The organism is Agromyces sp. G08B096 (assembly GCF_040267705.1).
Lineage (GTDB): Bacteria > Actinomycetota > Actinomycetes > Actinomycetales > Microbacteriaceae > Agromyces.
The window spans coordinates 2,862,481-2,886,133 of record NZ_CP158374.1; the positions used below are offsets into that span (position 1 = coordinate 2,862,481).

Below are 23,653 nucleotides of genomic sequence, written 5' to 3' on the forward strand. Positions count from 1 at the left end.
CGCCTACGCTTTCGACATGACCATCGATCTCGCCGCGATCTACCGCGATCTGCACGCCCACCCCGAGCTCTCGTTCCAGGAGCACCGCACCGCCGGCATCGTCGCCGAGCAGCTGACGGCGCTCGGGTACGCGGTCACCACCGGCATCGGCGGCACGGGCGTCGTCGGCGTGCTCGAACGCGGCACCGGCCCCACGGTGCTGCTGCGCGCCGACATGGACGGGCTGCCAGTGCAGGAGGCGACGGGCCTCGAGTACGCGTCCACGGCGCGCGGCACCGACGCCGACGGCAACGACGTGCCCGTGATGCACGCCTGCGGCCACGACGTGCACGTCACGTGCCTGCTGGGCGCCGCAGAGGTGCTGACGGCGTCCGACGACTGGTCGGGCACGCTCGTGGTGCTGTTCCAGCCGGCCGAGGAGTGGGGCGGCGGCGCGGAGCGCATGGTCGAAGACGGCCTCTACGACCGGGTGCCGAAGCCCGATGTCGTGCTCGGCCAGCACGTCGCGCCCTTCCCGGCCGGCTTCGCCGGGCTGCACGCGGGCGTCGCGATGGCCGCAGCCGATTCGCTCGACATCGTGCTGGACGGCACCGGCGGGCACGGGTCGCGCCCTGAGACGACCGTTGACCCCGTCTACCTCGCGGCGAACGTCGTCACGCGCCTGCAGGGCATCGTGGCCCGCGAGATCGCGCCGGCCGACAGCGCCGTCGTCACCGTCGGGCAGCTGCACGCCGGCACGAAGAACAACATCATCCCGCCGTCCGCCCGGCTCGGGCTCAGCGTCCGCACCCTCGACGACTCGGTGCGCGACAAGGTGATCGCCGCGATCGAGCGCATCGTGAAGGCCGAGGCGAAGGCGTCGGGCGCCCCGCGGGAGCCGGAGTTCGTCTATCTCGAGCGCTTCCCGCTCACCGTCAACGAGCCCGCCGCCACGGCGCGCACGTTCCAGGCGCTGCAGGCGGCCCTCGGCGAGGGGCGGGTGCTCGACCCGGGAGCCATTTCCGGCAGCGAGGACGTGGGCGTGCTCGCCACCGCCGCAGGCGCCCCGCTCGTCTACTGGTTCCTCGGCGGGTTCGACCCGGCGATGTTCGCCGACGCGCTGCGCACCGGCCGACTGCCCGAGGACGTGCCCTCGAACCACTCCCCCCATTTCGCGCCGCTCATCGAGCCGACGCTGTCGACCGGCGTCGCGGCGCTCGTCGCGGCCGCCAGGGAGTGGCTCGACTGATCCGGGGTCAGGGCGCCGCCGGCTCGGCCGGGGCGCCCGAGTCGGCGACGCGCACCTCGACGCCCGCGGCGCGGAAGCGCTCCAGCTCACCGGGGTCGGCGCCGTCGTCGGTGATCAGCACGTCGATCCGCTCGGTCGGCACCGTCTGCATCATCGAGTCGGTGCCGACCTTCGTGTGGTCGGCGAGCACCACCACGCGCTGCGCCGCCTCCACGGCGGCGCGGTCGAGGCTCGCGACGTGCATGTTGGGCGTGCTGAGCCCGTTGGCCGCGGTGAGCCCGTTGCCCGACAGGAACACCGTCTGGAACCGCAGGCGCGAGACCGCGCGCTCCGCCTCTCCCCCGATCGCCGCACGGATGTTGCCGCGCAGGATGCCGCCGATGAGCAGCACCTCCACGTCCGGGGCATCCGCGAGCGCGTCGGCGACCAGCAGCGACGTCGTCGCCACCATCAGCCGTCGCCGGGCGAGCCGGGTGGCGACGGCCTGCGTCGTCGTGCCGGCGCAGAGCATCACGACGTCGCCGTCGTCCACGAGGTCGGCGGCGAGCTCGGCCATCGCGAGCTTGTGCGCGGCCGCGACGACGCGCTTCTCCCGGTACGTCGGCTCGTCCATCACCGATCGCGCGACGGATGCCCCGCCCCGGTGGCGCACGAGATGCCCGCCCTCCTCGAGGGCTTTCAGGTCGCGGCGCACGGTGATCTCCGACGAGCGCACCATGCGCGACAGGTCGGCGACCGAGATCGATCGGTGCACCGCGAGGGCCGAGAGGATCACCTGCCGGCGTTCATCCGTGAACACGTCGCCTCCTGTGGCCGTGCTTGCGTGCCTTCACCCTATGACCCGGCCGGCAGGGCGGGCGGCGCCGTCGGCGCTCGCTCCGCCCCGCCGGCCGCCCCTCAGCTCGCGCTGCAGGTGAGCTTCGCGTCGGCCCAGTCGGCGTGGTCGAAGTTCTTCCCGTTCGTCGCCTCGTGCGCGACCAGCTGCAGCCGCTGGACGCCCGTCACGTCGACCGAGAGCGGGAGCGCGGCATCCGCGTTGGTCAGCACCGCGGTCTCGGTGAGGAGCCGCCCGTCGCCGAAGACCTGGAAGCGGACCGACCCGGTGCCGCTCTCGCCCGGCGTCTCGAGCACCTCGTCGTCGATGCCGACGATCGCGTCGAACACCGAGCAGGTGCCGCCGACCCACGCCGTGATCGATCCCGTGGCATGCATGCCGATGCCCTTCTCGTAGGTCACGTCGTCGATCTCGAGCGGGCGCCCGTCGCCGGCGGCGGCCTGCCCGTTCGACTGGTCGCGCTCGACCGGCCCGTAGCCGTTGCTCTCGGCGAGCCAGGCCACGTCGGAGAGGTACACCGTGCCGTCGAGCGGCGGCGGCGTCACCCAGACCGTCGCCTGGCTCGACGCGGCGCCGGGCCGGTTGCCGTCGCGGTACTCCGCCGTGACGGGCAGCTCGACCGTGCCGCTCGCCCCGTCGGCGGGGACGCTCACCCGCCAGGTCGCCTGCAGCACCTCGCCGGCGGCGAGCCGCTTCGCCGTCGCGGGCTCACCCTCGACGGCCCACCCCTCGGGCACGGCCGGGGCGAGGACGACCTTGCGGACGTCGCGGTCCGCGACCGAGAACGACGCGGTGACGTCGAACGTGCTGCCGGGCTGCACCTCCGCCTCGACCGGCTCGACCTGGAGGGCGGCGGCCGGGCCCGGCTCCACCGGCTCGAGGCACGTCGTGCGGTGCGGCGACGCCGGGCAGATCACCGCGGCGAAGCCGCCGTTCGTCGCCGTCGGAACCGAAAGCACGTCCCGCGAGGACGCCTCGACCGTCGAGGCGACCGTCGCCGAGCCGTTGGCACCGTCGTCGGCGAGCAGGTCGACGATCAGCCGCTTGCCGCCGAACTCCGCGAGTGGCAGCTCGAGCGGCGCACCGGAGCCCGCGCGCATGCCCCCCGCGAACCAGCGGTCGCCCGACTGACGGGCGAGCACGACGTCGGAGCCCGGCGTGCCGCTGACGAGCTTCGTGGCCTCCCACGACTGCGGCAGGTTCTGCAGGAAGGGGATCGCGTTCGGCTCGGCGGCGTACGCCTCCGGCTTGTCGGAGAGGTGCTGCCATCCCGACTCGTACACGATCGCCATGGCCACCTCATGCGCCTTCGACGAGTTGCCGTTGCCGCGCGAGAAGGTCACCGGCGTCCAGTCCATCGAGCCGACGACGTTGCGCGTGAACGGAACGATCAGACTCCGCTCGGGGTTGATGCCGTTCTCCGCACCGCGCACGGCCTCGTACGACATGATGTGCGGCCACGTGCGCTGCAGGCCGGTCGTCAGGGCCGAGCCGTGGAAGTTGATCATCAGGTGGTGCTTCGCCGTGTCGGCGGCGACGGCGTCGTACCAGCGGTGGATCTCCTGGCTGTCGGTGTCCATGAAGTCGACCTTGATGCCGCTGACGCCCCACGAGGCGAGCTTCGGCAGCCACTCGTCGCGCTGCTCCTGCGTGCGGAGGTCGCGGCTGTGGAACCAGGCGATCACGTCCACGCCCTTGGTGTGGGCGTACCGCACGGTGCGGGGCACCCAGCTGGCGTCCCAGCCCTCGTCGAGGAGGACGTACTCCCAGCCCATCCGCGCCGAGAGGTCGATGAAGTCGCGCTGACGCGCCTCGTCCTTCGGGCTGTTCCAGTCGGTCAGCCAGCTCCAGCTGGACACGCCGGGGCGGATCCAGTCGGCGTCGTCGGCGTCGAGCTGCGCGGGAGTGGCGAGGTCGTCGACGAGGTTCGACTCGACGACTCCGTCGAGGCCGCCGATGATCGCGACGCGCCACGGGGTCGAGAGGTCACCCGTGGAGGTGACCCGCTGCCCCTGGAAGAGGTCGACGCCGTACGACAGCGAGCCGGCCGCGTGCGCCAGATGCGAGCCCGAGTAGTCGCCGTGCACGTCGGACTCGGTGAGCAGGACGTACCGCGCGCCCTGCTCGAACAGCGCCGGGTAGCCGACCGAGCCCGTGCCGTTCGCCGCGGTGGCGGTGGTGGTCATCCACTCCGCCTCGTAGTTCACCGCGTAGGAGCGCTGCATCCACGCGGTGCCATCGGCCGGGAGCACCCAGGCGCCCGACTCGTCGTCGACGCGGTGCTCGCCGTCGCCCTCGATGAGGTAGCGGTACGCGGCGCCGTCGTCGGCGAGACGGACGGCGATCGCGAAGCGGGCGCCGCCCGCGTTCTCGAACTCGAAGACGGACTCGGCGTGCGTGTACTCCCGCTCCTGCTCCTTGCCGGTCGTCATGGTGTAGCGGTCCTTCACCCGCCGGTCCTCACGGCCGACGAACGCCAGCCCCGAGCGGAAGTCGCCGTCGCTGCCCGTGAGCCCGAGCCTGGCGGCGCTCACCACGATCGTCTCGCCCTCGCGGACGACGAGCCCGACCCGTCCGGCGGAGTCGAGCGTCAGCTCGGCGTCGAGCGGCGAGCCCTTCGGCCCGTCGATGCTCCAGCGATCGACGACGGCGGGCTCCTCCGGCTGCTCGTCGGAGCAGGTCAGCCGCGCGTCGCCCCAGTCGGCGTGGTCGAAGTTCTTGCCGTTCGTGGCCTCGTCGGCGACGAGGCGGAGCACCTCGACCCCCGTCACGTCGGCCGTGAGCTCGACGGGGGCGTCGGTGCCGGCGAGCACGCCGGTCTCGGCGAGGAGCGTGCCGTCGCCGTAGACCTGGAACCGGGTGGTGCCGATGCCGGTGGTGACTTCGTCGTCGAGTCCGACGAAGGCGGAGAAGCTCGTGCAGTTGGCCGCGAGCTCGACCGAGAGGGCCCCGGTCGCGTGCATGCCGATGCCCTTGTCGTAGGTGACGCCGCCGATGGTGAGCGTGCGTCCGTCGCCGGCGGCGGCCTCGCCGTTCGAGGCGTCGCGCTCGATGGGTCCCCACCCGTTCGACTCGGCGAGCCACGGCAGGTCGGAGACGTACACCTCCCCCGTGGGCGCGTCCGCGTGGGCGGGGGCCGCTGCGACGGCCGTCATCCCCGTTCCGATCAGTACTCCCGTGACGAGCGCGGCGGTCGTCGCCGACGGTCGTGGTGTGCGTCGTTGCACGAGGTCTCCCTTGACTCGTGGCCCCCATCCGGGGCACCCCGAGCCACAGGGTAGGGACGTGCGATCGCGAGCGGCAACGCTGCGATCGGTATCGATCATCGGATGCCGCTGCACCGATCGCATTCGCACAGCTTCGATCAGCGCCGATCCGATCCCGGTGAGCCGGGCGCAGGGCCGCGCCGCGCGCGGCCCTACAGCCCCTCGGCGATCTCCTTGATCGCCGCCAGGCGGCGGTCCCACTCGGCACCGACCGCGTCGAGCCGTCGCGCCGTCGCGCTGAGCTCGGCGCCGACGACGTGGAACCGCACCTCCCGGCCCACGCGCACGGGCTCCACGAGACCGACCTCCTGCAGCACCGCGAGGTGCTTCGCGATCGCCTGCCGGGTGACCGGCAGCCGCCCGGCGAGGGCGGACGCGGATGCGTCGCCCTCGCCGAGCGCCTCCAGGATGCTCCACCTGGTCTCGTCACCGAGTGCGGCGAACACCGGCACCAGCGTTCCAGCGGTCATGCGTCGCCCTCGAGCAGGGCGACCAGCTTGTCGAGCTCGCTGACCCAGCCCTCGGCGTGGCTCGCGAGGTTGGCGGCGGGGTCGGAGGTCCGCTCGAAGCCCGTCTCGACGACGGTGAGCTGCGTGCCCCCGGCGACCGCCTCGAGCGTGAACGTGAAGACCGTGGAGGCGGCCTCGTCCATGCGGTCGGGCAGCCCGCCGGCCGCGTCGTCGTTGCTCCAGCGGTATGCCACCCGGTGCGGGGCATCCATCGCCTCCACGCGGAGCGGCACGGCGCCGTAGTCGGGGAAGGTGATGGTGCCTTCGGCGCCGGCGCCCGCCCCGTGGAGCACTGTGGTGCCGAACCACCGCGAGATATGCGCGGGCTCCGTGACGGCCGACCACACCTTCTCGATGGGCGCGGCGATCCGGATGGTGCGCCGGACGGTGAAGGCGTCCTCGTCGACGACGGACGGCTGGTTCTCGGTCATGCTCACAATCATGGTTCCTTTCGATGGTTCCTGCAGCTAACTGGTTGCAGCAGGTTCTGGGACGGCGACGGCCGGCTTCAGCAGCCCGGTCGCCCACGCCGCGCCGATGGAGGCCGCGGCGACGACGACGCCGGTGAGCGCGGCCGCGGGAAGCCCGGCCGCGTCGATCGCGACACCTCCCGCGAACGCACCGCCCGCGATGCCGGCGTTCACGGCCGAGGCCGGCAGCGACGAGGCGAGCGGGGCGCCCGCGCCCGCGAGCGCCACGACCCGGTGCTGGAGCGACGGGCCGGTCGCCATGCCGAAGAAGCCGATCCCGACCACGGCGATCGCCACCGCGACCGGCGACCCACCGAGCAGGACCATCGCGAGGAGCGAACAGGTGAGACCGGCCGTGGCGACGACGAGCGCCCGGCTCGCGTCGGCATCGGCGAAGCGTCCGCCCACGAACGAGCCGGCGGTCGTCGCGATGCCGTAGGCCGCGAGGAAGAGCCCGACCGGCGGCCCGGTCACGCCCGTGACCTCGGCCAGGAACGGCACCAGGTAGGTGATCGCCGACTGCACGGCGACGAAGACGAGGGCCGCGAGCCCGAGGATCGCGAGGACGCGGGGTGCGAACGCGAAGCGCGCCTGGCCGGCGGCGCCGCTGTCGCGCGGGGTCGGCACCGAGGGCAGGACGGCCACGGCGGCCACGAGGACGACGAGGGCCGCGCCGACCACGGCAGCGAAGGACCCGCGCCAGCCGACCGCCTGCCCGAGCAGCGTGCCGAGCGGCAGGCCGAGCGCACTCGCCGAGGCGAAGCCCGTGATGACGATGGCCATCGCCCGGCCGGCCCGCTCGGGCGGCGACACCGTCAGGGCCGTGACCATCGCCGCGGCGATGAAGAGCCCCTGCACGGCGCCGATCGCCACCCGGGCCACGAGGAAGGCCGCGTACCCGGCGCCGAGCACGGCGACGAGGTTGCCCGCGACGAACACCACGATGGCGGCGAGGAGCACTCGGCGCCGGTCGATGCGCGTGGTGAGCAGGGTCAGCAGCGGGCCGCCGACGGCGAGTCCGAGGGCGTTGGCGGTCACCAGCGCGCCCGCCTCCGGGACGGACACGTGCAGGTCGCTCGCGATGAGATCGATGAGGCCGACGACGAGCATCTCGGCGCATCCCATCACGAAGGCTCCCGAGAACAGCACCGTGAGCACGGCGGCCGGCCGCGCGGAGCCGGGATGGATCGTCGTCATGTGACCTCCTCAGATATGCAACGCTACGGTTGCACACCTGAAGCCTCGACGCAACCCTTGAGTTGCATATGGACGCACTCAGGCCACCCTGACGACCACACTCCCGCGCTTGCGCCCGGTGTCGACGTAGCGATGCGCGTCGACGATGTCGTCGAGGTCGACCACCCGGTCGACGACGGGCCGGAGCTCGCCGGCCTCGGCGAGCGCGGCGAGTCGCGCCATGCCGTCGGCACCCATCGATCCGCCGCGGAAATCGACGACGAGGCCCGTCCGACGTGATCGGCGCCCCGCGGCGAGCATGGCGGGCAGGTCGGCGACGACGAGCAGGAGGGCGCCGCCCGGCCGGAGGAGGGACGCGAGCCGCTCGAACGACGTGCCGCCCACTCCGTCGACGATCACGTCGTACGCCCCGGCGGGCGAGGCGGTGAAGTCCTCGCGCGTGTAGTCGACGACCTCCGCTGCGCCGAGCGCGCGCACGAGGTCGGCGTTGCGCCCGCTCGTCACCGCGGTCACCCGCGCGCCCCGTGCGGCCGCGAGCTGGACGGCCGCCGTGCCGACGGCGCCCGAGGCCCCGTTCACGAGCACCTCGGCGCCCGGCGCGAGCCCGACTCCGTCGAGGAACCGCAGCGCGGTATGGCCGCCGAAGACGATCGCGGCCGCCTCCTCGAAGCTCAGGTTCCGGGGCTTCCGGGCGACCTCGCCGTCGGCGGGGATCGTCACGTAGTCGGCGTGGCATCCCATCGGCGTGCCGCGCATCAGGATGACCTCGTCGCCCAGCGCGGAGGCCTCGACTCCGTCGCCGATGGCCACGACCGTGCCCGCCGCGTCCATGCCGAGCACCCGAGTCCTCGGCCGGACGAGGCCGATGGTCGGCGCGACCACGAGCGAGAGGCCGCGCGGCACGCGACGACTGCGCAGCCGCTGATCGGCGATGCTCACCGTCGAGGCGTGGATCCGTACGAGCAGCTCGCCGGCGGCGGGCCGCGGCGTCGGCACCTCGGCGATCCGCACCACCTCGGGCGGGCCGAACCGATCGGCGACGGCGGCGCGCATGGTGGGCGGCACGCCCGTGGGCTTCGATGAGCGAGGATCGGCGGACATGATGCTCCCTTACAACGTACGACTTACGCTGTAAGATACGCGGATGGATCGCCCGTGTCCACCCCCGTGGAGTCCCAACCTGACGTTGTACGGTATGGGCATGCCGCCGAGAACCGCCGCCCGCACGCCGCTCAGCCGCGAGCGAGTGCTGGCGACCGCGATGCGTCTCGCCGACCGCGACGGCATCGACGCGCTCACGATGCGCGCCCTCGCCGACGAGCTCGGCGTCGAGGCCATGTCGATCTACTACCACCTGCCCAACAAGCAGGCGATCCTCGACGGACTCGTCGAGTCGGTCTTCACCGAGATCGAGGCCGAGGCGGGCGGTTTCGCGGTTCCGCCCGGTACGGATGCCTCGACCTGGGGGCGCGCGCTCCGCGACCGCATCCTCGCCGCCCGCCGCGTGCTGCTCCGGCACGCCTGGGCACCGAACCTCATGAACGCGCGCGGCACGCCGGGCCCGACCGCCACTCGCCACGTCGACGGCATCGTCGGCATCATGCGCGCCGGCGGGCTCTCGCACGACCTCATCCACCACGGACTGCACGCCTTCGGCAGTCGGATCCACGGCTACGTGCAGGAGCTCAGCGACGACCGCGACGCCCCGGCTCCGGCGCCCGCCGAACTCGAGCAGCTCGCCGCGCTGGCGCCGAACCTCGCCGGGATGCTCGCCGAGGTCGCGCACGACGACCCCGGCTCCACCCTCGGCTGGTGCGACGATCAGACCGAATTCGAGTTCGGCCTCGATCTGTTGCTCGACGGGCTGGAGCGACGCGCGAGAATCATGGGATGACCCTCCCCGCAGCAGCCCCGCTCTTCGATGCCGACGTCGCCGTGATCGGTCTCGGAGCCGTCGGCTCGAGCGCGGCCTGGCGACTCGCCGTCCGCGGACTCGACGTGCTCGGGTTCGAGCAGTTCGAACCCGGTCACGCGTGGGGGGGCTCCACCGGGCGGACGCGGCTCTTCCGCGTCGCCTGTCTCGAGCACCCGGGCCTCACGCCGATCGCCCGGCGGGCACGCGACCTCTGGCGCGAGCTCGAGGACGAGAGCGGACGGCCGCTCTTCCACGAGACCGGCGGTCTCATGATCGGGCCGCCCGACTCGCACATCATCGAAGGCACCCTGCGCGCCGCCGAGGCGCACGGTCTGCCCGTCGAGCGGCTCGACGGCGACGAGATCGCCTCGCGGTTCCCGGCGCACGCCCGGCTCGATCCGGGCGACATCGGAGTCTGGGATCCGGAGGCCGGCATCCTCCGCCCGGAGGCCGCGATCATCGCCGCGGCGGAGTCCGCGCGAACCGCCGGCGCCGACCTCCACATCGGTGTGCGGGTCGTCGCCATCGACCCCGACGACGACGGCGTCACCGTGCGGACGGAGCGCAGCGCCTACCGGGTGCGCTCGGTCGCGATCACCGCCGGTCCGTGGATCGCCCGTTTCGTGCCCCACCTTCCGCTGACCCCGCACCGGGTCGTCATGACCTGGTTCCGCGCCCGCGACGGCCACGAGGCGACGCTCGACACGCTGCCCGTGTTCATCCGCAGCGTGCCGGGGCGCGACACGTGGATCTGGGGCCACGGGGCGATGGCGGGAACCGACGGCGACACGGGTGCCGATCACGTCGACGGCTTCGACGGCTCCGACGGCTTCGACGCGAAGGTGGGCCCCGAGTTCGACGGCCCGTTCCCCGCCGACGATCCCGACGCGATCGACCGCCTCGTGCACCCCGGAGAGACCGACGGGATCAGCGACCTCGTCGCCGCGACGTTCCCCGACCTCGACCCCGAGCCGTCGGGCACGACGACGTGCATCATGACCCACACGCCCGACGGCCAGTTCGTCGTCGGCCCGACCGCGCACCCGCGGGTCGTCGTCGGCGGCGGCTGCTCGGGCCACTCGTTCAAGCACGCGTCGGCGCTCGGGGAGCTCGTCGCCCAGTCCATCGCGGGCGAGACCGCCTTCACCGACGCGGCCTTCCTCGATCCGCGCCGGTTCCAGGCGGGCTGACTCACCGCTCGCCGCCGCTGTCACAGCCGCGGCGGCCATCCGGTCTGAGCTGATCGGACGCCGCCCGCCGGTCGGCGCCATCGAGAGGGGAACATCATGTCCGATCAGCCGACCGTCGTGCTCGTGCACGGCGCCTTCGCCGAGTCCGCCAGCTGGAACGGCGTCATCGAGCGTCTCTACGCCCAGGGCATCACGTCCGTCGCCGTCGCCAACCCGCTGCGCAGCCTCGCCGGCGACGCCGCGTACGTCCGCGACGTGCTCGCGACGATCGACGGGCCGGTCGTGCTCGTCGGCCACTCCTACGGCGGGCTCGTCATCAGCGAGGCCGCCGCCGGCGACGACCGGGTCGCTGCACTCGTCTACGTCGGCGCGTTCACGCCCGAGCCCGGTGACAGCGCCTTCTCGCTCTCGGCGAGCGAACCGGGCAGCACGCTGGGCGAAGCGCTCGACGCGCACCCGCTCTCCACGGGCGGCGTGGAGTTCGTCATCCGACGCGCGGTCTTCCGCGACCAGTTCGCCGCCGACGTGGCGGCGCAGACCGCCGGCCTCATGGGCGCGACGCAGCGGCCCGTGACCGAGGCGGCGCTGAAGGACGCCGTGCAGGCGGCCGTCCCCGCCTGGAAGGACCGCCCGTCGTGGCACGTCTTCGGCGCTGAGGACCGCAACATCCCCGCCGCCGTGCTCCGGACCGGCGCGGCACGCGCGAACGCGCGGACCACCCGCGAGGTCGCCGGCGCGTCGCACGCCGTCGCCGTCTCGCAGCCCGGCGAAGTCGCCGCGGTCATCGCGGAGGCGGTGCGCGCGGTCGCCGAGGACGCGGCAGCCGCCTGAACACCGGGCGACGCGGCGGACCGCCGCGGCGGGGGCGAGTATTCCTCCCGCCGCGGCATCCGCGTCGATTCGACGAACCTGTCACACATCGAGGGGGGATCCGGTCGGAGTGATCAGGAGGCCGGTGCGGCCTGCCCGGCCGACTGACAGGATCACCACATGGATGCGAACCTCGCCGACGCGCTCACCGTCTTCACCGCGGTGCGCGGGCGCCTCTTCGGCATCGCGTACCGCATGCTCGGCAGCGCCACCGAGGCGGAGGATCTCGTCCAGGAGACCTGGGTCCGCTGGCAGGGCACCGACCGCGGCGCCGTGCAGGATCCGCCGGCGTTCCTCGCGACGACCACCACGAGGCTCGCCATCAACGCGCTGCAGTCGGCGCGCGTCCGCCGCGAGACCTACATCGGGCCGTGGCTCCCCGAACCGGTCGACACGAGCCAGGATCCGACGCTCGGCGCGGAACGAGCCGAGGCGCTCGGCTTCGCCGTGCTCACGATGCTCGAGCGGCTCACCCCGACGGAACGCGCCGCCTACGTGCTGCGGGAGGCCTTCGCCTACGACTACGCCCAGATCTCCGAGGTGGTGCAGCTCTCGGAGCCGGCCGTCCGTCAGCTCGTGAGCCGAGCCCGCAAGCACCTCGCCGGCGAGCGACGGCGCGAGGTCGGGCCCGGCGAACAGCAGCGCTTGCTCACCGCGTTCCTCGCCGCGGCCAAGACCGGCGACCTCGTGCAGCTCGAGCGCCTCTTCGCGGAGGACGTGGTGTCGTACTCCGACGGCGGCGGCAAGGTGCGGGCGTCGAAGTTCCCCGTGTTCGGCCGGCTCACCGTCGCGAGGTTCATCCACGCGTTCCACACGCACTTCTGGCAGGGCGTCGCCGAGACGTTCACCGAGGTCAACGGGCAGCCGTCCGTCCTGCTGTCGAAGGACGGCACGACTTTCGCCGTGATCTCCCTCGTCGCCTCGGAACGAGGCATCGACCAAGTGCTCTGGATGATGAACCCCGACAAGCTCACCGTGATCTCCCGTGCCGCATGACGATCCCGCCGCCGCACTCATCGCCGCCGTCCGGCATCGCGACGAGGTGGCGCTCGCCCGGCTGCTGACCCCGCAGGTGCACCTCGTCGTCGACGCCGGCGACGCCACCGGCGTCGACGTCTACGGCCGGGCCGGAGTCATCCCGGCCCTCATGGCCCGGCTGCACCCGGAGCCCACGACGAGGCTGCTGCGCGTGCACGTGAACGGGGCCCCCGGCGTGGCGGCGCGCCGTGCGAACGGCGAGATCGCCGCGGTCCTCGCGCTCGGCGAGTCGTCGGGCGAGGGCCGGCCGGTCGCGCAGCTCTGGCTCACCACGGCTCCGCGGAAGCTCGCGGCCTGGAACCGCCGGCGCCCCGAGCCCGACTGAGGAGCCTGACCGACGCGCTGCGAGACTGGTGCCATGCTCGACGCCCTCCAGCTTCCGGTCGCCCTCGACGCTCGCTCCGGACCCGTCCTCCTCCGCCGCGCCACCCGCGACGACCTCGACCAGCTCATGGCGCTGCTCGCCGACGACCCGGTGAGCGCCGCCCGCGGCGACGTCGCCGCGCCGGGCGACCTGCCCGCCTACCTCGCCGCACTCGAGGAGATCCTCGCCGACCAGGGCAACGACCTGCTCGTGGCCGACGACGCCGACGGCCGCCTCGTCGGCACCCTCCAGCTCACCCGCATCCCCGGCATGGCGCGACGCGGGAGCACCCGGCTGCTGGTCGAGGCCGTGCGGGTCCGCAGCGACGCCCGTTCGGCCGGCATCGGCGGCGCGATGATGCGCTGGGTCGTCGACGTCGCCGCCCCGGCCCTCGGCTCCGGGCTCGTCCAGCTCACCTCGGACGCCGCGCGCACCGATGCGCACCGGTTCTACGAGCGGCTCGGGTTCGCGGCATCCCATGTCGGATTCAAACGACGGATTCCGGCGGCCCCGTCACAGACCGGCTGAGCATCCGGTCGGAGCTTCATGACGGCAGCGGAACCGCCGCGGCCCGGACGGAAGGCACCAGTCATGAAGATCGTCGTCATCGGAGGCACCGGCCTCATCGGCTCCAAGGTCGTCTCGCTCCTCACCGAGCACGGGCACGAGGCCGTGGCCGCCTCGCCGAACTCGGGCGTGAACACGCTGACCGGCGAGGGCGTCGCCGAGGCGCTCCGCGGTGCCGACGTCGTCGTCGACGTCTCCAACTCGCCGTCGTTCGCCGACGCCGACGTGCTGGAGTTCTTCACGACCTCGACGTCGAACCTCATCGCCGCCGAGCGCGAGGCCGGGGTGCGGCTGCACGTCGCCCTCTCGGTCGTCGGCGCCGACCGGCTGCCCGACAGCGGCTACCTGCGCGCGAAGGTCGAGCAGGAGCGGCTCATCGCCGACTCGGGGCTGCCGTACACCATCGTTCGGGCCACGCAGTTCTTCGAGTTCGCGCTGCGGATCGCCGACGAGGCGACGGTCGACGGCGTCGCCCGTCTCTCGACCGGGCTGATGCAGCCGGTCGCCGCCGCCGACGTGTCGACCGCCGTCGCCCGTGCCGCCGGGTCGGGCGAGCCGGTGAACGGCATCGTCGAGATCGGCGGCCCCGAGCGGCTGCCCATGGCGGAGTTCATCGGCCGCGCACTGACAGCTCACGGTGACTCCCGCACCGTGATCGCCGACCCCGAGGCGCCGTACTTCGGCACGAAGCTCACGGGCGACGAGCTCACGCCCGGGCCCGACGCGCAGCAGGCGGCCACGACGTACGACGAGTGGCTCGCCGCGCAGCCGGCGACGGCCAGGTAGCCCGCCATGCGCATCGCGGTCATCGGCGGCACCGGCCTCATCGGCACCCGCCTCGTCGCTCGCCTGCAGAGCGAGGGCCACGACGTCGTCGCCGCGTCCAGGGCGACCGGCGTCGACTCGTACACCGGCGAGGGCCTCGACGAGGCCCTCGCCGGCGCCGACGCGCTGGTCGACGTCTCGAACTCCGGCTACCTCGACGAGCGGGGCGCGAACGAGTTCTTCTACGCCTCCACGCTCAACCTCCTCACGTACGGCGCGGCGGCCGGGGTGCGGCACCACGTCGCACTGTCGGTCGTGGGCACGGACCGGCTCGCCCGCAGCGAGGGCGGCTACTTCGCCGCGAAGGCCGCCCAGGAGAAGCTGATCCGCGAGTCGGGCCGGCCGTACACGATCGTGCACGCCACCCAGTTCTTCGAGTTCATCCAGGCCATCGCCGACTCCGCGTCGGTGCGATACGTGGTGCGGCTCTCGAACGCGTTCTTCCAGCCGATGGCGGCCGACGACGTGGCGGCCGCGGTCGCGGGTACTGCTGTCGCCCCGCCCGCGAACGACGTCGTCGAGTTCGCCGGGCCGGAGCGCTTCCGCCTCGCCGAGCTCGTGCAGCGCGGCCTCCGGATCCGCCAGGATCCCCGAGAGGTCGTCGCCGATCCGCTCGCCGAGTACTTCGGCGCGCGGCTCGAGGAGGACGAGCTGCTCCCCGGCCCCGCCGCCGCGCTCGCGCCGACCCGGTTCGCCGACTGGCTCGCGGCAGGTGCGGGATCCGCCGACTCCGGCCGTGCGCTCGGACAGCGGGCCGTGTCGTGATCCCGAGCGCTTCGTCCGCCCGCCTGGGCCCTCTGCGTCGGGTCGAGGCGGGCCCCCTCGACGTCGCCTACGTCGAGGCGGGGCCGTCCGACGGGCCGGCGGTGCTGCTGCTGCACGGGTTCCCGTACGACATCCACAGCTATGTCGACGTCGTGCCGCGGCTCGCACAAGCGGGCCACCGCGTGATCGTGCCGCACCTGCGGGGGCACGGCGCGACCCGGTTCCTCGACCCGGATACGCCGAGGTCGGGTCAGCAGGCGGCGCTCGGGCGCGACGCCGTCGACCTCATGGACGCGCTCGGCCTCGACCGGGCCGTGCTCGCCGGCTACGACTGGGGCGGCCGCGCGGCCTGCGTCGCCGCCGCGCTCTGGCCCGACCGGGTCGAGGGCGTGGTCAGCGTCAACGGCTACCTCATCCAGGACATCCGGGCGTCGGCTGAGCCGCTCCGCCCCGAACTGGAGGCGGGCTTCTGGTATTTCTTCTACTTCCTCACCGAGCGCGGTCGCGCCGGCCTCGCCGCCGACCCGCGCGGCATCGCCGAGGTGATCTGGCGCCGCAACTCGCCTGAGTGGCGCTTCGACGCGGGCGAGCTCGATCGAGCCGCCGAGGCGTTCCGGAACCCCGACTACGTCGACGTCGTGATTCACTCGTACCGGCACCGGCTGGGCCGGGCCGAGGGCGCTCCCGAGTACCGAGACCTCGAGGCTGCGCTCGCGGAGCTGCCGCCGGTGCCCGTGCCGGCCGTCACGCTCGACGGGCTCGCCGACGGCAACTTCCCGGCGACGGATGCCGCCGCGAGCGCGACGCACTTCACCGGACCGCGGGTGCACCGGCACGTGCCGCACGCCGGGCATCACCTTCCTCGTGAAGCGCCTGCGGCGTTCGCCGACGCGGTGCTGGAGGTGGGTGCGCTCGCGCGGGCCGATCGCCGCTAGCGCCCGTCGTCTCGACGACGCCGGAGCACGGTGACGAGTCCCCATCCGAGCAGCAGCAGTCCGGCACCGCCGGCGACCGCCGACCCGATGATCAGCCCGGCCTGCCAGAGCCCGTCGGCCGTCTCCTGCCCCTCGACCGGGGTGTTCCGGGGCGTGAACGTGTACACGGCGATGCCGACGATGCCCACGAGAGTCAGGATGCCGCCGAGCACGAAGTAGAGCGTGCTGCGCGCGGGGGAGGTCCGGATCTCCCCGCCCGCAGGCTCGTCGCGAGCTGCGCGCCCGCTGTCTCGTGTTCCCATGGGCCCGACGGTAGGCCGACCGGCCGGGCGCCGCGAGGGGGTTGACGCTCCCGAACGGGGCGCGTGACCACCCGGACGCCGACGCCGTGCCTCGGGCGACGCCCCGCCGGCGTCCGGATAGGCTCGCCCTGTGCCCGCCGCCATCGCCCTCACCGTCGTCCTCGCGCTCGTCGCCGTCTTCCAGCTCGCGCTCGTGTTCGGGGCTCCGTTGGGCCGGTTCGCCTGGGGCGGCGCGCACCGCGTCCTGCCCGCGCGGCTCCGGGTCGGCAGCGCGGTGTCTATCGTGATCTACGCGGTGATCGCGCTGCTCGCCCTCGACCGCGTCGGGGCCGTCGACGTGGTGCCCGACGTGGTGTCGGTCGTCGGCATGTGGGTGGTGTTCGGGTACTTCGTGCTCGGCATCGCGCTGAACGCGATCTCGCGGAGCAAGCCCGAGCGCGCGGTGATGACGCCCGTCACGGCCGTGCTCGCGGTGCTGAGCCTGTTCGTCGCATTGAGCTGACAGCCCGGCCGTCACGCGGGCCGACCCTCGGGCGTCGAGCCCCGGTGGTCACGCCGGCCAGGCGTGCGGGAGGATCCGGCCGAGCACGATCTCGGCGACGGGGTCGTCGGTCGACATCACGGCCCCGGTCGTGACGGCGGTGCCGTCGTCCTCGAGCTCGATGACGCGCCCGTGGTCGGGGCCGTCGTCGCTGACGACGTCGAACACGCCGTGCCGCCACTGCGCGCTGGGCACCTCGCCCGCGACGACCGCGGCCGCGAGCGGGTCGTGCAGGGCGCACCGCCGATCGCCGAACACCGGCGTGTAGAAGTCGAGATAGGTGTCGAGCATGCCGGCGAGGAGGGCCGGAACGGCGGCGCCTGCGGCACCCGCCGCCCGCAGCCGCTCGCGGTGCCCCTCGTCGAAGGTGTGCGACATGGTGACGTCCAGCGGCACGAGGGTCACGGGCCAGTCGGCGGTGAGCGCCTCCGCCGCCGCGAGCGGGTCGTTTCGGAAGTTCGCCTCGGCGACGAGCGACACGTTGCCCGGGGCATCCACCGCACCGCCCATCACCGTGACCGAGTGGACCCGGGCGACCAGCCCGGGGTCCTCCCGCAGCGCGAGCGCCAGGTTCGTCAGCGGACCCACCGCGAGCACGCGCAGCTCGCCCTCGTGCTCCAGGCTGAGCCGACGCAGCAGGTCGGCCGCGGTGACGCCGGCTTCCGGCTCACGGGTCGCGGCAGGCAGCTCGGATGCCACGCGCCCGAGTCCGTCGTCGCCGTGGACGGCAACCGCCCCGCGGTCGAACGACCGAGCGAGGAAGTCGTGCGCGCCGACGGCGACGGGCACATCCTCGACGCCGGCCGCGGCGAGCAGGCCGAGGGTGTTGTCCGCGGCACGTTCCGCCGACGTGTTGCCGGAGACCGTGCCGATGCCGACCAGCCGCACGCTTGGGTGGGCCAGCAGGTAGGCGAGCGCGATGGCGTCGTCGATGCCGGTGTCGCAGTCGAAGTAGACGGGAACGGGGGTCGTGGTCATCCGGGCGGTCACCCCACCTCGCGCATGAACGCGCTCAGTTCGTCGGCGACGAGCTGCGGCTCCTCGAACGCCATGAAGTGGCCGCCGCGGCCCGGCGCGCTGAACCGGCGCAGGTCGCTGACGGCGCGTTCGGCGATCGAACGCGGGAACAGGTCGAGCGGCGGCTCGCTGCTCTCCGTCACGGCGACGGGCACGGTGATCGCCGGGCGCTTCCCGTTCATCGGCCAGTCGAGGTACTGCCGGAACGACGTGCCGATCGACCCGGTCGCCCAGTAGAGCGTCAGCAGCGTGCAGAGGTCGTCGCGGCTGAACCGCGACTCGAGGTCGCCGCCGCAGTCGCTCCAGTCGCGCAGCTTGTCGATGATCCAGGCGGCCAGACCCGCGGGCGAGTCGACGAGCGCGGCCGCGATCGTGTCGGGCCGCGTGCCCATGATGGCGCTGTACCCGCTGTCGCCCTCCTCGCGCGCCTCGTCGGCATCGAGGAACGCCTGCTCCTCGGCTGTGATCGGTGACGCGTCGAAGTCCGCCGGGAACGGCCCGTGGATCATGTGCAGGCCGGCGACCGATTCGGGATGCATCGCCGCGAGCCAGCTGGATGCCACGCCGCCGATGTCGCCGCCGAACAGGAAGTAGCGCTCGTAGCCGAGCGACTCCGTCATGGTCCGGTGGAAGGCGCCGGCGATCGCCGCGCGGGTGAGCGGCCCGTCGACCAGCTCGGAGAACAGGAAGCCCGGCAGCGACGGGATGACGACGTCGACGTCGAGCAGGTCGGCGAGCGGCAGCATCTCGAGGAAGCTGCTCGGCCAGCCGTGCGCGAGCAGCACCGGCGGTCGCGAGGCGTCGCGACGCAGGTGGACGAAGTGCTGGCCGTGATCGACGAACTGCGGGTAGCCGCCCAGCCGGGCCTCGGCGGCCCTCCAGTCGAATTCGTCGGCCCAGTACGCGACGAACGAGCGCAGGTACTCGGGATCGACACCGGCCGTCCATCCGGCCGCGCTCGGGGTCGTGAAGCGGGAACGTCGCAGCCGCTCGCCGAGGTCGTCGAGCACGTCGTCGGGGATCGCGATGCTGAACGGGCGCATGCACCGACCCTAGCGTCGGCGCACTCAGCCCTCGTCGCGCCGGGGACGCCGAGCCGCGCGGGCCCGCGCGGCCTCGTGGGCCTCCGCCAGGAGGCCGCTCAGGAGGTCGGCCGTCCGCGTCGCCGGGTTCACCACGGCCACCCAGCCCTGCGCGGCGTACACGGGGTGCGGCAGCACCTCGTCGACGGCCGAGGCATCCGTGTTCGCGGCGGCCGAGCCCTCCGCCGCGAACGCCCGGGGCGGCGCGCCGATGAGGGCCTCGAACTTCGCCCGGCCGACGTGGACGTTCACCCGCCAGCGACCGGGCTCGTTCAGCCCCGAGGCCGTGTCGCCCGGGTAGTCCTTCGTGACGATGGTGGCGTACGGCTGCTCGCGCTCCGGCATCCGCCCGTCCGGGGCGTAGTAGAAGAACGCGTCGCCCCACGCGAGCTCGGGGAACGGGCCGCCCGGCTCGGGCACCACGACCAGGGCCCCGTCTCGTCCGCGAACCTCTTCGATGATCTGCTCCATCTCCATGGTTCGAGTGTGACCTTGAAGTGCTTATGTAGGGTTGCCCCATGGATGCGGAGGAGCCGGAGGCTGGCCGCGAGGCGGTGCCGGAGGCGGCCGAGCCCGTCGACCGGCCACTCCGCCCGGTCGACGCGGCCCGCGCCGCGGGATACTCCGTGCAGCAGGTGCGCGACCTAGAACGGCTCGGCGTCATCCCGCCGGCTCAGCGGGGCACGAACGGCTACCGTCGGTACACCGTCGTCCACGTCGCCGCACTCCGGGCGTACCGGGGCCTCGCGGCCGCGGCCGGCCCGGTCGAGGCGCGTGCGCTGCTCGCGTCTCTGTCGTCGGCCGGCGTCGCGGACGCGGCGGCGGAGCTCGACGCGGTCCACGCCCGGCTCGCGCGCGAACGCACGGAGGCGCTTCGGGCGAAGGCCGCGCTGCGCGAGATCGGCGCCGAGGCGGAGGCATCCCGACCCTCGAGCGAGACGCGCGAGGACGCGATGACGATCACCGAGCTCGCCGACGCGCTCGGCGTGCGCTCCTCCACGCTGCGATTCTGGGAGCGCGAGGGCCTCGTCCATCCCGAGCGCGTGACGACGCTGCGGGCCCGCCGGTATCCGGCTTGGGCGATCGCCGAGGCGCGCATCGTCGCCGCGCTCAGATCCGCCGGCTCCGGCATCCCCGCCATCCGCGAGGTCCTCGCCACGCTCGGCGATGCCGGCGGCCTCGCGCACGCCGAGCGCGTGCTCGACCGGCGGCTCGCGAGCATCGCGGCCCGGAGCGTCGCCCTCCTCCGGGCGGGCGCCGACCTCGCGACCGTCATCGACCGCAGGGGCGTGTGACGCCGGTCAGCCCGCGTCGGTGTGCTTCGCGAGGAAGTCCAGGGTCTGCTCGAGGGCCACGTGCGCCTCGTCGAAGTCGAGGTGGAACTGGTACTCGTGCGGCAGCGCCGGCTCGTGATCGGCGGCCCAGAACAGCTCGGTCGTGTCGACGCCGGCGTCCTGCAGCGCTCCGCTCATGGGGATGGACTGGATCCAGGTGAGCGCGTCGCCGTTTCCGCCGGTGATGAAGGTCGGCGGGAACTCCTCGGTGACGAAGTCGATGGTCGACATCGTCGAACCGGCGTAGTCCGACGACCAGTTCTTGGTGCCGGTGTAGGCCCAGAGCGCGACCTGGAACCCCCACGCGCCGATGCCGTTCAGCTCGGCCATCGCGCGCAGGTCGTACACCCCGCAGTTCAGGATGACGCCCACGAGCTGGTCCGCGTCGAGCGCGGGCTCGACGCCCAGGATGCCGGCGTACTTCGGGTTCGTGGTGAGCACGGCGAGCTGGCTCGCGAGCTGGGCGCCCGCCGAGTCGCCCGCGAGCACGATCTGGTCGGGGTCGACGCCGAGCTCGTCGGCGTGCTCGACGAGATAGGCGAGCGAGTCGTTCAGCTGCTTCGTCGCGGTCGGATAGGTGGCCTCGGGCGCGATCGTGTAGTCGAGCCCGATCGCGGTGTAGCCATGGCCGGCGAGGATCTGGAGGTAGGGCGCGACGTTCTCCTTCGAGCCCGAGATCCACGCGCCGCCGTGCACCCACACGACCGTGGGGTTCGGCCCCTCCGAGTCGCTCGGCGTGAACACGTCGAGCCCAGTGCCGGGCCCGCCGGCCTCCCCCTTCGCCACGTCGAGCCGGGAGTCCACGCCCGTCTCGGGCACGTACGGCTGCATCTCGGCGACCGTCTCGGCACCGCCCTTGGTGAAGACCGCCCGGATCAGCAGCGCGGACGGCCACGCCGTGCTCGTGAGCACCGTGGTGACCGCCACCGCGACGAACGCGACGATGAGCGTCGCGAGGGTCCAGCGGCGCGCGCGAGCGCTCAGGATCGGACGACGGTCGAGGACGGGATCGGTCGGCCCGCCGACCCCCGTGCGGCGATGAGGAGACACGGCTCTCATCGTGGCAGCGGCCTCGCGCGGGCCGAGGCAGACGCGCCGCCCCAGGTCAGCCCGCGGCCGCCTCCACCGCGCGGGTTTCGATGTGTATCGAAAGAGTGACGGTCGGGATGCCTCGGCGCGAACCTGGTGCCACCGGCGGCACCCGGCCGCCCGACCGAGACGAGGCATCCTGATGGCCAGCGCGACCTTCACCACCGAGCTCCTCATGGAACCGACCATGACCCCGCCCGTGGTGCCCGAGATCATCCCCGCCGAGGCGCTGCGGATCGGCACGAGCACGACGCGCCGGTTCGTGGGGCGCGACCACGGCGCCGGGATCTCGTACTTCTTCGTCGACAACGAGCCCGGCCAGGGGCCGGATCTCCACTGGCATCCCTACTCCGAGACGTGGGTCGTCATCGAGGGCACGGCCCGGATCACGATCGGCGACCAGCTGCTCACCGCCGGTGCGGGCGACACGGCGACGGTGCAGGCGGGCGTGTGGCACGGGTTCAAGAACGCCGGGACCGGGCGGCTGCGGGTGCTGTGCATCCACGCGTCCGACGTGATCATCCAGACCTGGGCCGAGTGACCCTCTACGCGGCGGGCGGCACAGGCGGCGCCGGCGGCGCGTCGGCGTCGTCGCCCGACCGGCGTGACTCGAGCTCGCGCCGCCGCTCCCACTCCTCGATCTCGCGATCGAGGTCGGCCAGCTGCTCCTCGGTCGAGCGGGTGTCGACCGGGTAGGTGCGTACGTGCGCCGCAGGCGCGGGAGCATCCGTCGCCGGTCGGCGCTGGGGACGCGGGAGCCGCACGCCGCCGCCCTCCCAGTCGCGGCCGATCGTGAACCAGAGGATCGAGCCGATGAGCGGCAGCAGCACCACGAGCAGGATCCAGGCGAACTTCGGCAGATGCTTCACCTGCCAGTCGCCACGCGTGATGATGTCGATGAGCGCGACGACGACGACCACGATGAGCAGCAGCGAGAGCACCGGCATGGCGGTCAGCCTAGCGGCGGGGGTGCCGGTGACGGCGGTCGATGGCAGGCTGTGGACATGACGATCGTGGTGCGGCCGGCGGCCGTGTTCGAAGATGTCGCGGCGGTCCTCGGGCCGAAGCGGCCCGACGCGAACGTGTGCTGGTGCCTGAGCTACCGGCTGCGCTCGTCGAAGGAGAACGTGGCGCTGCGGGGCCCCGCGCGCGGCGAGCGGGTCCGCGAGCTCTGCGCCGAGGATCCCGCGCCCGGCGTCCTCGCCTACGACGGCGACGAGGTCGTCGGCTGGGCCGGGGTGCATCCTCGGGCCGACACGAGCTTCGCCACCAACCGGAAGATCCCGCACGTCGACGATCTCGACGTCTGGACGGTGTGGTGCATCCGCGTGCGGCCGGGACACCGCGGCCAGGGCATCTCGCACCGGCTGCTCGCCGGGGCGGTCGAGTTCGCGCGCGATCACGGCGCTCCGGCGATCGAGGGCTACCCGGTCGACAATCGGGGCGCGAAGGTCGACCTCACGATGGCGTACGTGGGCACGCGCGGCCTGTTCGAGGCGGCGGGCTTCGAGCACGCCGCCGACACGACGTCGGTGGTCGGCGGATTCCCCCGCGTGCTCATGCGCCGCTCGCTGAGCTGAGTCGGGCTGCGCCCGCCCTCCTGCGTGGCGCCGTGTTGCGTCCGCTTACCCCGCGCGACGAGCGACGGGCGGCAGGCCCCGCACGCCGCCTAGCGTCGCTGTCATGGCCGATCCCGTCTCCATCGTCGCCGTGTCCGGCAGTCTCCACGCGCCGTCGAAGACCACTGCGCTCGCGCACGAGCTGCTCGAGCGCTTCGCGGACGCGCTGCGCGCGGAGGGCGCCGAGGTCGACACCGACCTGATCGAGCTCAGCCGCGTGGGCCGCGATTTCGCGGGCGCGCTGACCCGAGCAGACCTCGGGCCGGCTGCCGAGGCCACGCTCGGCCGCATCGAATCGGCGTCGCTCCTCGTCGTCGCGGGCCCGGTGTACCGGGCGAGCTTCACCGGGCTGTTCAAGCACGTGTTCGATTTCGTCGGGCAGTACTCGCTCGTCGACACACCCGTGCAGCTGGCGGCCACTGGTGGCAGCGACCGGCACGCGCTCATCATCGAGCACCAGTTCCGCCCGCTGTTCTCCTTCTTCCAGGCCATCACGCTGCCCATCGGGGTCTACGCGAGCGACGCCGACTTCGCCGACGCCCGGATCAGCTCCCCGGCCCTCCGCGACCGCATCGGGCAGGCGGTGCAGCGCGGGGTGCCGATCGTCCGCGGCACCTTCTCGGAGCCGGTGTCGGAGTACGTCTCGACCTGGTGAGCCCGCGCTCGCCGATGTCGGGGGCCGGGAGTAGCTTGGC

At 73.1% G+C, this 23,653-nt stretch carries 27 protein-coding genes; 15 read left to right on the plus strand and 12 right to left on the minus strand.

Annotated features, from left to right (window positions below; genetic code table 11):
* Window positions 1-16 precede the first annotated feature (16 nt).
* Window positions 17-1,228 carry an amidohydrolase gene (locus ABIQ69_RS13710; RefSeq protein ID WP_350347682.1) on the plus strand — a complete coding sequence of 404 codons (1,212 nt, stop codon included), beginning with the start codon at window positions 17-19 and terminating at the stop codon, window positions 1,226-1,228.
* Between the two features lie 7 nt (window positions 1,229-1,235).
* On the opposite strand, the gene ABIQ69_RS13715 is transcribed toward ABIQ69_RS13710, so the two are convergent.
* The 6 genes from ABIQ69_RS13715 to ABIQ69_RS13740 form a co-directional block, all read right to left on the minus strand.
* Window positions 1,236-2,027: a DeoR/GlpR family DNA-binding transcription regulator gene (locus tag ABIQ69_RS13715; RefSeq protein WP_350347683.1), complete on the minus strand. Its 792-nt coding sequence runs from the start codon at window positions 2,025-2,027 to the stop codon at window positions 1,236-1,238.
* A 98-nt stretch (window positions 2,028-2,125) separates the two neighbouring features.
* Entirely contained in the window at window positions 2,126-5,218 is a 3,093-nt protein-coding gene (locus tag ABIQ69_RS13720; RefSeq protein WP_350347684.1) for an NPCBM/NEW2 domain-containing protein, read from the minus strand.
* 263 nt (window positions 5,219-5,481) lie between these two features.
* Complete coding sequence (locus ABIQ69_RS13725; RefSeq protein WP_350347685.1) at window positions 5,482-5,799, minus strand: metalloregulator ArsR/SmtB family transcription factor; 318 nt, start codon at window positions 5,797-5,799, stop codon at window positions 5,482-5,484.
* Window positions 5,796-6,269, minus strand: a complete 474-nt coding sequence (locus ABIQ69_RS13730) for an SRPBCC domain-containing protein (protein WP_350347686.1) — start codon at window positions 6,267-6,269, stop codon at window positions 5,796-5,798. Before ABIQ69_RS13730 ends, ABIQ69_RS13725 begins: the two co-directional genes overlap by 4 nt.
* A 36-nt stretch (window positions 6,270-6,305) precedes the next feature.
* Complete coding sequence (locus ABIQ69_RS13735) at window positions 6,306-7,505, minus strand: MFS transporter (RefSeq protein WP_350347687.1); 1,200 nt, start codon at window positions 7,503-7,505, stop codon at window positions 6,306-6,308.
* Window positions 7,506-7,583: 78 nt separating this feature from the next.
* Entirely contained in the window at window positions 7,584-8,606 is a 1,023-nt protein-coding gene (locus ABIQ69_RS13740) for an NAD(P)-dependent alcohol dehydrogenase (protein ID WP_350347688.1), read from the minus strand.
* A 100-nt stretch (window positions 8,607-8,706) separates the two neighbouring features.
* Between ABIQ69_RS13740 and ABIQ69_RS13745 the strand changes: the two genes are divergently transcribed.
* The 9 genes from ABIQ69_RS13745 to ABIQ69_RS13785 all read left to right on the plus strand — a co-directional run bounded on the left by ABIQ69_RS13745 (window position 8,707) and on the right by ABIQ69_RS13785 (window position 15,974).
* Window positions 8,707-9,399 carry a TetR/AcrR family transcriptional regulator C-terminal domain-containing protein gene (locus ABIQ69_RS13745; RefSeq protein ID WP_350347689.1) on the plus strand — a complete coding sequence of 231 codons (693 nt, stop codon included), beginning with the start codon at window positions 8,707-8,709 and terminating at the stop codon, window positions 9,397-9,399.
* A complete protein-coding gene (gene solA, locus ABIQ69_RS13750) occupies window positions 9,396-10,610 on the plus strand; it encodes an N-methyl-L-tryptophan oxidase (RefSeq protein ID WP_350347690.1) in 1,215 nt (404 codons plus the stop codon). The genes ABIQ69_RS13745 and solA overlap by 4 nt, the downstream gene beginning before the upstream one ends.
* A 96-nt stretch (window positions 10,611-10,706) precedes the next feature.
* Window positions 10,707-11,441: an alpha/beta hydrolase gene (locus ABIQ69_RS13755; RefSeq protein ID WP_350347691.1), complete on the plus strand. Its 735-nt coding sequence runs from the start codon at window positions 10,707-10,709 to the stop codon at window positions 11,439-11,441.
* Between the two features lie 159 nt (window positions 11,442-11,600).
* On the plus strand, window positions 11,601-12,476 hold the full coding sequence (locus tag ABIQ69_RS13760) for an RNA polymerase sigma-70 factor (protein ID WP_350347692.1): 876 nt from the start codon (window positions 11,601-11,603) through the stop codon (window positions 12,474-12,476).
* Window positions 12,466-12,843, plus strand: a complete 378-nt coding sequence (locus tag ABIQ69_RS13765) for a hypothetical protein (RefSeq protein WP_350347693.1) — start codon at window positions 12,466-12,468, stop codon at window positions 12,841-12,843. The genes ABIQ69_RS13760 and ABIQ69_RS13765 overlap by 11 nt, the downstream gene beginning before the upstream one ends.
* Window positions 12,844-12,876: 33 nt before the next feature.
* Window positions 12,877-13,410 (plus strand): GNAT family N-acetyltransferase, encoded by a 534-nt coding sequence (locus tag ABIQ69_RS13770; RefSeq protein ID WP_350347694.1) that lies wholly within the window; start codon window positions 12,877-12,879, stop codon window positions 13,408-13,410.
* Window positions 13,411-13,473: 63 nt separating this feature from the next.
* Window positions 13,474-14,235 carry an SDR family oxidoreductase gene (locus ABIQ69_RS13775; protein ID WP_350347695.1) on the plus strand — a complete coding sequence of 254 codons (762 nt, stop codon included), beginning with the start codon at window positions 13,474-13,476 and terminating at the stop codon, window positions 14,233-14,235.
* 6 nt (window positions 14,236-14,241) lie between these two features.
* Window positions 14,242-15,039, plus strand: a complete 798-nt coding sequence (locus ABIQ69_RS13780) for an NAD(P)H-binding protein (RefSeq protein WP_350347696.1) — start codon at window positions 14,242-14,244, stop codon at window positions 15,037-15,039.
* Window positions 15,036-15,974: an alpha/beta hydrolase gene (locus ABIQ69_RS13785; protein WP_350347697.1), complete on the plus strand. Its 939-nt coding sequence runs from the start codon at window positions 15,036-15,038 to the stop codon at window positions 15,972-15,974. Before ABIQ69_RS13780 ends, ABIQ69_RS13785 begins: the two co-directional genes overlap by 4 nt.
* Here ABIQ69_RS13785 and ABIQ69_RS13790 read toward each other — a convergent pair.
* The gene (locus ABIQ69_RS13790) at window positions 15,971-16,276 is read right to left on the minus strand and encodes a hypothetical protein (protein ID WP_350347698.1); all 306 of its coding nucleotides are present in this window, start codon (window positions 16,274-16,276) and stop codon (window positions 15,971-15,973) included. The two genes, ABIQ69_RS13785 and ABIQ69_RS13790, sit on opposite strands and share 4 nt — an antisense overlap.
* Window positions 16,277-16,406: 130 nt before the next feature.
* Between ABIQ69_RS13790 and ABIQ69_RS13795 the strand changes: the two genes are divergently transcribed.
* The gene (locus ABIQ69_RS13795; protein ID WP_350347699.1) at window positions 16,407-16,778 is read left to right on the plus strand and encodes a hypothetical protein; all 372 of its coding nucleotides are present in this window, start codon (window positions 16,407-16,409) and stop codon (window positions 16,776-16,778) included.
* A gap of 48 nt (window positions 16,779-16,826) precedes the next feature.
* Here the strand turns inward: ABIQ69_RS13795 and ABIQ69_RS13800 are convergent, their stop codons facing one another.
* From ABIQ69_RS13800 to ABIQ69_RS13810, 3 genes are read right to left on the minus strand one after another with little or no spacing between them, the layout of a single operon-like run.
* A complete protein-coding gene (locus tag ABIQ69_RS13800; protein ID WP_350347700.1) occupies window positions 16,827-17,795 on the minus strand; it encodes a nucleoside hydrolase in 969 nt (322 codons plus the stop codon).
* 8 nt (window positions 17,796-17,803) lie between these two features.
* Entirely contained in the window at window positions 17,804-18,877 is a 1,074-nt protein-coding gene (locus ABIQ69_RS13805; protein WP_350347701.1) for an epoxide hydrolase family protein, read from the minus strand.
* 24 nt (window positions 18,878-18,901) lie between these two features.
* Window positions 18,902-19,393, minus strand: a complete 492-nt coding sequence (locus ABIQ69_RS13810; RefSeq protein ID WP_350347702.1) for a DUF6194 family protein — start codon at window positions 19,391-19,393, stop codon at window positions 18,902-18,904.
* Window positions 19,394-19,434: 41 nt separating this feature from the next.
* Here ABIQ69_RS13810 and ABIQ69_RS13815 point away from each other — a divergent pair, with 41 nt between their 5' ends.
* Window positions 19,435-20,211, plus strand: coding sequence for a MerR family transcriptional regulator (locus ABIQ69_RS13815; protein WP_350347703.1), 777 nt, complete (start codon window positions 19,435-19,437; stop codon window positions 20,209-20,211).
* Between the two features lie 6 nt (window positions 20,212-20,217).
* On the opposite strand, the gene ABIQ69_RS13820 is transcribed toward ABIQ69_RS13815, so the two are convergent.
* Window positions 20,218-21,300, minus strand: coding sequence for an alpha/beta hydrolase (locus tag ABIQ69_RS13820; RefSeq protein ID WP_350347705.1), 1,083 nt, complete (start codon window positions 21,298-21,300; stop codon window positions 20,218-20,220).
* Between the two features lie 181 nt (window positions 21,301-21,481).
* On the opposite strand from ABIQ69_RS13820, the gene ABIQ69_RS13825 reads away from it, so the two are divergent.
* On the plus strand, window positions 21,482-21,880 hold the full coding sequence (locus ABIQ69_RS13825; protein WP_350347706.1) for a cupin domain-containing protein: 399 nt from the start codon (window positions 21,482-21,484) through the stop codon (window positions 21,878-21,880).
* Between the two features lie 4 nt (window positions 21,881-21,884).
* Here ABIQ69_RS13825 and ABIQ69_RS13830 read toward each other — a convergent pair whose 3' ends face one another.
* Window positions 21,885-22,286, minus strand: a complete 402-nt coding sequence (locus ABIQ69_RS13830; protein ID WP_350347707.1) for a PLDc N-terminal domain-containing protein — start codon at window positions 22,284-22,286, stop codon at window positions 21,885-21,887.
* 57 nt (window positions 22,287-22,343) lie between these two features.
* Between ABIQ69_RS13830 and ABIQ69_RS13835 the strand changes: the two genes are divergently transcribed.
* Window positions 22,344-22,919: a GNAT family N-acetyltransferase gene (locus ABIQ69_RS13835; RefSeq protein WP_350347708.1), complete on the plus strand. Its 576-nt coding sequence runs from the start codon at window positions 22,344-22,346 to the stop codon at window positions 22,917-22,919.
* Window positions 22,920-23,022: 103 nt separating this feature from the next.
* Window positions 23,023-23,613 (plus strand): FMN reductase, encoded by a 591-nt coding sequence (gene msuE / locus ABIQ69_RS13840; RefSeq protein ID WP_350347709.1) that lies wholly within the window; start codon window positions 23,023-23,025, stop codon window positions 23,611-23,613.
* The last annotated feature ends 40 nt before the right edge of the window (window positions 23,614-23,653 follow it).